The organism is Loktanella sp. Alg231-35 (assembly GCF_900143545.1).
Lineage (GTDB): Bacteria > Pseudomonadota > Alphaproteobacteria > Rhodobacterales > Rhodobacteraceae > Yoonia.
Map to the genome: position 1 here is coordinate 38,108 of NZ_FREV01000012.1, position 9,968 is coordinate 48,075.

General features: G+C 53.2%; 13 protein-coding genes. 2 read left to right on the forward strand and 11 right to left on the reverse strand.

Annotated elements, in window-relative coordinates:
* Window positions 1–213 precede the first annotated feature (213 nt).
* From DHN10_RS19285 to DHN10_RS19295, 3 genes are all read right to left on the reverse strand, one after another.
* Window positions 214–573 (reverse strand): DUF6768 family protein, encoded by a 360-nt coding sequence (locus DHN10_RS19285; protein WP_108816989.1) that lies wholly within the window; start codon window positions 571–573, stop codon window positions 214–216.
* A complete protein-coding gene (locus DHN10_RS19290; RefSeq protein WP_108816990.1) occupies window positions 557–1,138 on the reverse strand; it encodes an RNA polymerase sigma factor in 582 nt (193 codons plus the stop codon). The genes DHN10_RS19285 and DHN10_RS19290 overlap by 17 nt, the downstream gene beginning before the upstream one ends.
* Before the next feature lie 448 nt (window positions 1,139–1,586).
* Entirely contained in the window at window positions 1,587–2,036 is a 450-nt protein-coding gene (locus tag DHN10_RS19295) for a Hint domain-containing protein (protein ID WP_108816991.1), read from the reverse strand.
* 60 nt (window positions 2,037–2,096) lie between these two features.
* On the opposite strand from DHN10_RS19295, the gene DHN10_RS19300 reads away from it, so the two are divergent.
* A protein-coding gene (locus DHN10_RS19300) for an IS5 family transposase (RefSeq protein WP_108815104.1) occupies window positions 2,097–2,854 on the forward strand; the annotation gives its coding sequence in 2 pieces (ribosomal slippage) (window positions 2,097–2,415 and window positions 2,415–2,854; 759 coding nt in all).
* Here the strand turns inward: DHN10_RS19300 and DHN10_RS19305 are convergent.
* A complete protein-coding gene (locus DHN10_RS19305; RefSeq protein ID WP_108816992.1) occupies window positions 2,838–3,089 on the reverse strand; it encodes a DUF1761 family protein in 252 nt (83 codons plus the stop codon). The genes DHN10_RS19300 and DHN10_RS19305 overlap by 17 nt on opposite strands.
* A gap of 195 nt (window positions 3,090–3,284) precedes the next feature.
* On the reverse strand, window positions 3,285–3,665 hold the full coding sequence (locus DHN10_RS19310; protein ID WP_108816993.1) for a VOC family protein: 381 nt from the start codon (window positions 3,663–3,665) through the stop codon (window positions 3,285–3,287).
* A gap of 180 nt (window positions 3,666–3,845) precedes the next feature.
* Between DHN10_RS19310 and DHN10_RS19315 the strand changes: the two genes are divergently transcribed.
* Window positions 3,846–4,250 carry a winged helix-turn-helix transcriptional regulator gene (locus tag DHN10_RS19315; RefSeq protein WP_306419279.1) on the forward strand — a complete coding sequence of 135 codons (405 nt, stop codon included), beginning with the start codon at window positions 3,846–3,848 and terminating at the stop codon, window positions 4,248–4,250.
* Window positions 4,251–4,461: 211 nt separating this feature from the next.
* Here DHN10_RS19315 and DHN10_RS19320 read toward each other — a convergent pair whose 3' ends face one another.
* From DHN10_RS19320 to DHN10_RS19345, 6 genes are all read right to left on the reverse strand, one after another.
* Window positions 4,462–5,355 (reverse strand): NAD(+)/NADH kinase, encoded by an 894-nt coding sequence (locus tag DHN10_RS19320; RefSeq protein WP_108816995.1) that lies wholly within the window; start codon window positions 5,353–5,355, stop codon window positions 4,462–4,464.
* Window position 5,356: 1 nt separating this feature from the next.
* A complete protein-coding gene (locus DHN10_RS19325; protein WP_108816996.1) occupies window positions 5,357–6,376 on the reverse strand; it encodes an SPFH domain-containing protein in 1,020 nt (339 codons plus the stop codon).
* Window positions 6,377–6,381: 5 nt separating this feature from the next.
* Window positions 6,382–7,056: an NUDIX hydrolase gene (locus DHN10_RS19330; RefSeq protein WP_108816997.1), complete on the reverse strand. Its 675-nt coding sequence runs from the start codon at window positions 7,054–7,056 to the stop codon at window positions 6,382–6,384.
* 339 nt (window positions 7,057–7,395) lie between these two features.
* Window positions 7,396–7,899, reverse strand: coding sequence for a hypothetical protein (locus DHN10_RS19335; RefSeq protein WP_108816998.1), 504 nt, complete (start codon window positions 7,897–7,899; stop codon window positions 7,396–7,398).
* A gap of 476 nt (window positions 7,900–8,375) precedes the next feature.
* A complete protein-coding gene (locus DHN10_RS19340; RefSeq protein ID WP_234417204.1) occupies window positions 8,376–8,894 on the reverse strand; it encodes a hypothetical protein in 519 nt (172 codons plus the stop codon).
* 198 nt (window positions 8,895–9,092) lie between these two features.
* Window positions 9,093–9,968 (reverse strand): IS3 family transposase (locus tag DHN10_RS19345; RefSeq protein ID WP_108817000.1); only part of this gene is annotated, 876 nt, incomplete at its 5' end.

Consider the following 9,968-nt stretch of genomic DNA (forward strand, 5'->3'; position numbering starts at 1 on the left):
ATTGCATTTCCCCGCCATGACACCTTAACTGCTCATACACTCAGTGATATTTTGAAGTGATGGCCAACATGAGAATGTCGCCTCGGGGTTTCACGGCCCATTCCTGCCATTCATCGGGCCTACTGACGCCGCAACCCAGCTTTCCCAAAGCGGACACTGGCAATGGCGCGCAGTATTTTGTTAGCCCGATGACCAAAACGTAGTTCAAAGCCGTTAGTTTCGGCTTATCAACAACAGTTCCAACCGCTTCACCTCACGAATAACACGGTCGGCTTGCATTTGCGGCATCAGGCTCATTTTCAAGCTAGTCGCAACAATCATAAGGACAGCGCCAGTAATACCCCATTTGACCGCGCCCAAGACTTCGGTCGCGAAGTAGAATTGCGTGGCGCAATAAACACCGCACAGGAACATTGCGCTCTGAACCAACATAATCACCCATGTGACCCAACCCAACTTTCCGCTGAACTGGCTTAGGCCAAGTGCGAAATAGCCCAGTTCTTTGGTTTCAGCCAAAGCGGCCTTGTCTTGGCCTTCGAGAGCCTCTTGAATCAATTCATCCAGTTTGGTCATTTGTGTCTCCTTTGAATAATACCCGTAGTTTTTCACGCGCATGCATTAAGCGGGTCTTTACCGTGCCAATGGGCACATCGAGTGCCGTCGCCACTTCGGCAACGGTCATTTCATCAAGATAAAACAGCGCCAAAGTCGCTTGATGCGTTGGCGGCAATTTAGCTATCGCATCACGCACATGTTGTGCATCTGTTGTACGTTCGCCCAAAGGGGCAATCGTGAATTCGGCCTCTTCCGCCCAGCCCGTTGCCAATTCCCGATCTCGCTGATGGATTCTGATTGCCGCAGCAACTTTTCGGGTGACAATCTGCATTGCAAAAGCCCGGAAAGCCGCAACTTCGCGGAGTCGAGGCAAGCCACGCAGAATATCGACCCACGCCGTTTGGGTAACATCACGTGCACCTTCCGCATCGTGAAGCAATCGGTTCGCATGTCTCAAAAGGCGTGGTTGCACCAAGCGCACCAATTGATCCATCGCTGCCGTGTCCCCCATACGCGCTGACGTAACCAAATAGGCCTCGAGTGCACGGGCCTTTTGGGCTGTGGGTGCTTTTGACTGTTCCATGTATATAAGGTGCGCTGTATCGGGCAGATGGTTCAATCAGTAGCAAAAAATTTGTTCCGCAACGCTCGCTTTGTGAAATTTGCTGCAAGCAAAACGCAGCTTGGCATCAGTCACTTTGGGCGCTCAGCCGCCATCAGATGCGGCGCAACATCTGCCAAATAACGGGGCGTCAATCCCCGTCACGCCCGTCCCAAACCGGCCTTTTATCCCTCGCCCAACATGCTGCGGTCGCAGCCCGCTTTGCTGACATTCGCCGCAGGCGCGAATTCGACGCTTACTTGAACTGGAAGTCTGCGGGACGAAGCTGCCTTTTGCTTGCGCGGCAATTTCCTACACAGATGAGTCTTTCGCGATTGCATCTTTGTTGTGAACAAGGCAATGGCCATTTCTGATTGGCGAACGAAGCAAACCCCGCTCAGCCCACATCGCCAATCCGACAACTTTCGGCTTATGCAATGAGCTCCACATAGGACGCTCGCAATTCGCTGCGTTTTGCGTATTTACGGGCTGGGGGGCCATAGGCCTCTTCTACAGTACACACCCTGGCTGATACTGCTGCAAGCTTCGGAAAAGCAAATAGCAATTGGCTTCGCGCCAACCGGCTCAGTCCACTGATCGCTGTTGGCCCTGGATAATAAGATTCCGTCGGTGCGCCTTCTGCAATCACCAGTTCATGATGTTCAAACATGATATGAACATAAGTGACCGGCGCCAGGCTCTTGTCAATTCTAGCCCATTTACCGCCCCACACTTCAGCGGCGAGTTTCGCGCGCACCAAGACTTCCTGTGGTCCCAATGTTGCGAGAATGCCGTGTTGGGGCGAAACGATCATCTTGCGCTGGTTACCAAATGCATGCTTGCGCACGATAACCGGTCGCAAGTTAGGGTCAGGACCCATTAATTGGCTTGATGCTGAATCATTGCTGTGATTCAGGTTCCCCAAATATTGGGGGGAACGATGAGCAATCTCTACTGGCTAACTGAAGAACACATGAAGCGATTGCGACCGTATTTTCCCAAAAGCCGAGGTCGACCACGCGTAGATGACAGGCGTGTATTGAGTGGAATTATCTTCATTAATCGCAATGGTTTACGCTGGTGTGATGCGCCTCCGGAGTATGGTCCACCCAAGACATTGTACAACCGTTGGAAGCGGTGGAGCGATATGGGAGTATTCGCGCGGATCATGACGGGATTGGCGGCAGAGGCGCCCGACCATAAGACCATCTCAATTGACGCGACTTATCTCAAAGCACACCGCACAGCCTCAAGCCTGGGGCTCAAAAAGGGGGGCGCGGACGTCTGATAGGGCAGACCAAGGGTGGTATGAACACCAAGTTGCATGCCGTCACGGATACAAGTGGGCGCCCAATTCAGTTCTTTGTCACCGCCGGTCAGGTCAGCGACTATACTGGTGCCGCGGCCTTGTTGAGCAGTCTGCCAGATGCTGAATGGCTGCTCGCGGATCGAGGCTATGACGCAGACTGGTTCAGAGAAGCCTTAATCGACAGGGGTATCACTCCATGTATCCCTGGCCGTAAGTCACGCAGCAAGACCATCAAATACGACAAGCGCCGCTACAAACGCCGCAATCGGATTGAGAGAATGTTCGGTCGCCTCAAAGATTGGAGACGCATCTCAACGCGCTATGACAGGTGCCCCAAAGTCTTCCTCTCAGCTATCGCTCTCGCCGCAACCGTCATATTCTGGTTATGAGTCTGGAACCTAGCAGCCCCGAAACCAAAGATGCAACAAAGGCTCCGCCAAGTCCTTCGGTATTATCCGCCTGTTCTTTGGTGATACCTAAGGAGTTTGCCCAAGCTTTGCCGAAAATCGACCAGTGGTACCAAGCAAATCCAAGAACATAGATTGCAACTGTCGCAATCACGACAGCGATGAAATTTAAGTTTTGTAGTTCCGCTATAATGTTCACAAAGTTTCCTAACTTCATTGCGTTTATGAATGCCGCCCAGACCGGTGAGCGTTGACACGTTCCGCCTGTGTTTCGTGCATGCGACTGCGGTTAATAGATGCCTCCAAGAACTCAGATGTTGTGCAAAACATCGACGATTTACGTCCTATATCTGGATAACCTCACCCCATCGAAGCTAGAGGGGGCGAATAGCGGCCATCATCGACCCAAGCGTTATGCAGCGCCCCCGGTCAGATCCTCAGCAAGCATCAGCGCATTGCCGTCAGGATCATAAAACGTAGCGGTTTTGACCATGCCTTCGACAACATCCGTGTCACCGTCGAACTTCACCTTGGCCTGCTCCAGCTTTTGCCGTGCATTGTCCAAATCAGCGATGCCAAAAACCGGAACACAATTGCCGGGAACAGGTTTTGCATGTTCTCCAAGGCCAATTGTAACACCGGGTGTGTTGGTCTGCATCTCGGACCAACCTGCTTCATCTGCGTGATAAATCAGCTCAAATCCCAACATGCCTTCGTACCAAGTTGCGCTGGCATGCCGGTCTGTGACCGACATCGCGATGTTAATCGTTTGATCTACTGAAATGACTGACATGGGCTTCCCTTTTGATTCTATTTATATTAACTATACTTTATGGACATTGGCTTGCTTGTCAACATCACTTCAAGGGCTTGGGCTCTCCCAATTCTTGCGCAGCTGGATAGTGGCATTCCCGGTCGTCAGGCCCCACTACTAGTGGCAACCGGTGCCGGAAGGACAGCTTTCGCACAAAGCATGGATCATCTGATCACCATAGGGTTGGTTGAGCGAAACCCGGGCCACGGCCATCCATTGCGCCCGGAATTCCGGCTGACCCAAAGGGGTGTGTTGGCCGCCAAGCTCGCTAGCCAAATCAACCGCATCTCAAAGGAGGAAGATCAAGCATTGCTGCGGCGTTCTTGGACGCTACCGATTTTGGCGTCACTGCAGAGCCCTCGCTACTTTATCGAGATCAAACGGGATCTTCCGCCGATTACAGATCGCGCCTTGTCACAGTCTTTGAAAACGATGGAAACAAGAAACTGGGTCTGCCGCGAAGTAGACGAATTCGGGCGACCACCTCGGTCTCAGTACTCAGCAGTAAGTACTGGCCGCGCAATAAGTGCAGTCACAGCATCAGCGATTGCCGTCACCGAATGAGGGCGAGCGTTGAGGTCAGAAGTCCGAAGGGCAGCTTTGTCCCGCTCTTACGTCCTAGCCAGCCACAGAAATGCTGCACCCAGCACGAATGGCGGCTATGCGGGATGCGCGCGCAGCATTTGGACAGTATGGTGAACGACAGGAGTGGGCCGAACAAACTTTCCGAAACCATCAGATGGCGAAGACTGAGCAGGTACTATGCTTTGCGGTATCAGAGGATCAGTGACAGCCGCCTGTCGGCCAATCGGATATGCGCTTGAACACCCCAGTCGAAAGGTAGAAAATCCTGTTCAATTCCATCAGCAAAGATGACACCGCCCTCATTGATCCGAGATATCAGTGCTACTTCGTCATCCAACCCAATCTCACCTGCCGCAATGTCACAACCCGACGTCTTACTGGGCCAAGGTTCGCGCGCAAAAAAGGCGGCGCGGTTTTCTTCGGGCGCGATGTCATAACTTCGGTGCGTCGCGGTCATGATGGACTTTGCCCACCCGGTCAGTCCAGTGCCGGTTGCAATGATCATGCCGGATGACGACTGAAACTCTTCGGCACCCCCGGCCTGCACGACATAGCGCGCCGATTGGTGCGACCGGTGCCCGATGAAAAGCTCGTTCAGCGCCAAAAGCGAAAGCCCTTCGCCCGCCACAGCTTCGATCATGGTGCGCGACTGGACATCAACATCGGCGTGCGCCGCGCCTTTTAACAAAGACGGCAAAGCCTCTATCGCATGCCGCGTCAGCACACCCTCAGATGAGGCCGGATCAGGAGTGATGCCAATAACAGGCTGCCCATCAAGGTACTTTGCAAGGTTGGCCACCAACCCATCTTGCCCAACCGGCACAACAATATCGTTTGCGCCAAACAAGAACCGGCTCAGATCCTCGCGCACCACATGCACAAAGGTCCATTCAGCGGGAATCGCAGCCTTGGCGGCGGTCAAGGCGCGGGATTGTAACGCATCCCGCACCTCCAACTCTTCTATGGTCTGGCCACGGGTCGACAAGAAGAATTCAGCCTGCCCCCGCGTGCCGTGCTTGGCCAGCAGTGCGGCATATTCAGTCTCACGACTGACCAAGACAACACGAGGGTTCAGGYTGCTCATCTTACTTCTCCATCGCCTGCGCACTCATCAACTGTTTGACCTGCTGAAAGGCACCCGCCAGCATGTCGGGACTTACGTTCAAGCTGTCGATCTTCTCAAGCTTGCCTGCGAACTCTTGCGCGGCCAAAGCAAACATCACCGCAGGGGATACATCGGCAATCGCCGCCATGCGCGCCTGTTCCATATCAGCAGCGGCCTGTTCAACCGACCGGATCCGCTTGGCTTCTGCTTCGGCTCCGATGATCTTGGCCTCGCTGTCGGCTTCAACCATGATGCGCTTWGCAGCGACCTTGGCTTCGGCTTCAGAACGAGTGTTTGCGTCCTCGCGCGCAATCAGATCCTTGCGGCGCGCGGCCAGCTCAATCTGATTTTGCAGTTCGTTTTCCGCAATCGCCCGCTCTTTATCGACAGCCAAAGCACGTCGCGAAAAGGTCGCTTCATCTGCCTTCTGCTGCAGGCTTTCAAAAGTCGGAGCCTGCAGTGCACGATACAGTTCAGAGCTTGGGGACAGCGCCGAAACACGAACGCTCACAACCTCTAGCCCCATGGCATCCAAAGTCGGATCGGCCTCAAAGCCGGCCGAAATGGCCKCCTGCACCGGAGACAGCCCCGCCTCCAGCAAGTCCCGCACGCCCTTGTCTTTCAGGTATGCATCGGCAAATTCGCGGACCAATCCGGTCAGAACCGATTTGATCTGCTCTTCTGGCTTGCCTAAGGGGACGCCCTTGCCGATGTCGATTCCAAAATCGACCCGAGACGCAACACGGTCCGCATCGGCCACTCGCCAGATGACAGAGCCTTGCACCGCCAAATCCTGATAGTCAGACGACTGGCCTTTGATGATAAAGACCAACTCACGGTCATTCATAGGGATCTCGGTCAATGATGCGCCATTGGGATCGAACCAAAACGACAACCCGCGACCGGATTTTTTAAGCGAGCCTTTGCGAAAATACTGAATGTGCTGCGATGCTTCTGCGCGCAACTGATTGGCGAAAACGTACCGTTTGATCTGTGCCATTGAACCTACTCCTCTGGCTTTACTTGATACAATTCGGCAGGGCGATATGCGCCGCCAGTTTCAAACTCGCCTGTTGGGACGATCATCCCACGGTCCAGCAACTTGCGCCGGAACGGAGGTTTTTTGAATTCTTTGCCCAGTATGGCTTCGTGTACTTCCTGAACTTCTCGCAAACTGAACTTGTCAGGCAAAAAGGAATAACCAACGCGCGAGTAGTCCAGTTTGCCCCGCAGGCGCTTCACGACATCGCCAAGAATATCTGCGTGGTCGAAGGCCAGTTTCAAAGCCGCCCCGTCGATTGAAGCTCGCGCAGGCCCACCAGCCTCGCCGTCCCAATCTACTTCAAGGTTTGCCAACCGGTGATCAGCCAATACCTCCGCCGGACACAGCGCCAGATAGACGACGCTTATCACCCGGCCACGAGGATCGCGTTCAATCGCGCCGTAAGTGGCAAGCTGTTCGAAGAGAACGCCGTCCAATCCGACCTTTTCYCTCAAAACCCGCTCAACGGTTTGCTCTAACCCATCTTCCRCTCGCACAAACCYGCCGGGCATAGCCCATCCAGGGATTTCATCGTCGGGTCTGTTGACCAGCAAGATCTTCAACTGGCTTTCAACAACYGCCACAATCGCAAGGTCAACGGCAACACTGGGTTTGGCATATCTGGCTAAGTTGGTCATATCTTATATCCATATCAGTTATTACTTATATAGATATAAGATCAGTAGGCGTCAACCCCTGCGTAAATCGCTTGCAGGTGCGAAATGCTGCATCCTGCACAAACGGCAGCTTTCGGGGTGGTGATAGGCCGGATTTGCTGTGGGTCGAATGGCGGCTTCGGGCCGTCCTCAACGACCGTCTTTCTCGGAACCATGCGACATACGCTGCAACACCGCAGGGCGGCACTGAGCCCATATGGCGTACACCGTAGCTCTGGTGCCAGCTCCCCGATGGTCATTTCCTCGGTGTATGTGGCAGTACAGGTTAAGCTAGACCGGCTGCAAGTGTCATTGGCTTTGTCACTGTGAGACTTCCAAGAGTTCGTCGATTTGAGCTAAGAGCCGGTCTCGCTCCTCGGCGGCTTTCTCGAGTCGGACAATTGAGCTTGGAAACGATGGTGCCGCAGGTGCGCGTTCACCAGTTGCGCACGCTTCCACGTCCTCAATGGCGTCCAGCTTTTCTCGTAGTAGCGGCTGAAATTGGGCGAAGTACTCTTCCCCAGCGCCGGACCCTTCCGGCGTCGTAATGTCGAAACCAAATGCTTCGTACGCTGCCTCTAGATTGGTCAGGTGACTTTCGTAGGTCTGGCGCTCGCAAGATACCTCATTCCAACCCCAAATGATCGTTTGGACCAGAAATACTCCAACTTCATTCTCGGCTTCTTCTTCGTAGGTCTGCATGAGAAACTCGACACCTTGGAGTTCAACGCCCAATTGGCCAACAGTCTTGACCTCTTCGGCCGTCGCGGTCTCACCAACTACAGTAAAAGCGAACGCACATAACGCTCGCCTAATCATCGGCATGGTTCCACCCGGGCAGTGACATTTACTCATGGGCAAGGGGTTGTCTCACTAATTGGAAACGCGTCGTGCACGCCAATTGACAACAATGTACATGTTAGTGCGCCCGCTTGCAAATAGCTTGCCACCCGCACGTGGTGTCAGTGAGTTAGCTTGGACCGTAAAAGGGAAATATAGGTAGTGGCTTTCAACTTCGACAGTAACTTCGTCCGCGATGTGTGAATTGCCCTTTCACAAGATGCTGCGGTCAGTATGAATGGCCGCAATGTGGACGTGTCCGCCAAATTGAGGATGAATGGTCAACGGCAGGTCTGGGCCGTCCTTGTAGGCTCGGTTTCATCCGACAGTTCAACATGCTGCGTTCGATCCAATGACGGCGAAGAGCCCGATGTGCCAATATGCTGTGGTGCGGCGAATGTCAGCTTCCCTACAAGGTCATTTGGCAAACAATAGTCGCTTTTGAGCGCCAAGTGGCATAATCAGTTACATTTCGACGGAAACAGCTCGCAGGAAGCTGGTGACTGACCGACGCGGGCAGCAGTTAGGATCGACAAATTTGCAAGTGGATCTGTGCTAAACAAAACGTTCATCAAGCTGATTTGCACAAATCCATCGTAGACAGGCGTCGTAGCCCAACCACTAGATCGAACTGCCTCTACATCTGCTACTCCGTGTGATCTAAAGCTGTCATCATTCGCAATTTTTTCGTTCCACTCGATAACATTATGACTCACGGGGTCATTGATTGACATTGCTTGGCACAGTCCCGGTTCATCTACTATTATGTCGAGAATTAACCATGAACCATCGTTGGGTGCCCAAACAGCTTCCGGAAAATCAGACCAGCCTAAGTTTCTGCCCAACTGTGCGATTTCATCCTCACTGAACTCATAAAGGTTTGTGCGGGGGACATGGGTATCTTCAATGGTTTGCTCGACACAATAGGCCCAGAAACCTTCGAACATTGACTGATCTTGAGCAAAAAGTGGTTTGCTCATCGTAACGAAAGTCAGAATCATAGCTGCAAAAAGAGGTATGATGCTCTGGTACGAAATTTGAGCCATTCTGATTTAACTTCCTAAAAACCTAGATGTTCACGTAGCCTTGAAAGATGGCGGCCCTTACTGGCCTTTTACGCAAAGTTATCTAGCTGCACTCCTTCCTAAAAACCACCGTTCTTCTGTCCAGCCCCATTTCTATGGGCCACTTTTGAGCAATGTTTCTGGAATTGGCGGACGCATGTTTAAAGCCTGATGGGGTCGAACACGATTGTACTGTCTGAGCCATGTATTGATGACGATCTGTGCCTGTTTCGTGGTGTGGAACCATTCAGCATTCAGGACTTCTCGGCGCAGCGTGCCATTGAAGCGCTCGTTGTATCCGTTCTCCCAGGGTGACCCCGGGTATATCTGGATCGGCTTAATCCCGACCTTTCTCAGCCAGTCTTGTAGTGCTGTTGCGATGAACTCTGAGCCATTGTCCGAACGAATGTATACGGGTTTCCCGCGCCGCAAAAGCAGTGGGTAGAGCGCATCCAGCACATCCGCGCTGTTCATCTTTGGTTTGACCGCGACACACAGTGCCTCACGGGTATATTCATCCAGCACCGTGAGCATCTTGTAGGGCCGCCCGTTGCTCAGTTTGTCGTGCACAAAATCGACGCTCCAGATGTGATTGGGATGTTGCGGCCGCAGCCGGATGATTGAGCTGTCCTTGTGGTACAGTCGCCTGCGTTTCTTGTGTCGCCTTGGAAGTTGCAGGCCTTCTTCGCGCCACAGGCGTTCGATCTTCTTATGATTGACGGGCCAGCCTTCGACTCGCAGTAGTTCCGCAACCTTACGATAGCCGTAGCGCCCATATTGCTTGGCCAATCGGATCATTGCCAGGCGCAACACCTCATCATCCGTGGAAACCGCTTGGTATTGCAACGTGCTTCGGGCCACGCCCAGAACCCGACATGTGCGCCGTTCAGAGGTTGCCAGCTTTTGTCGGCTGTGCACCACGGCCTGACGAAGCTGGTCTGTCGTCAGGCCTTCGGCTTTAAATAATCCATGCTCTCCGTGATCTGTCTC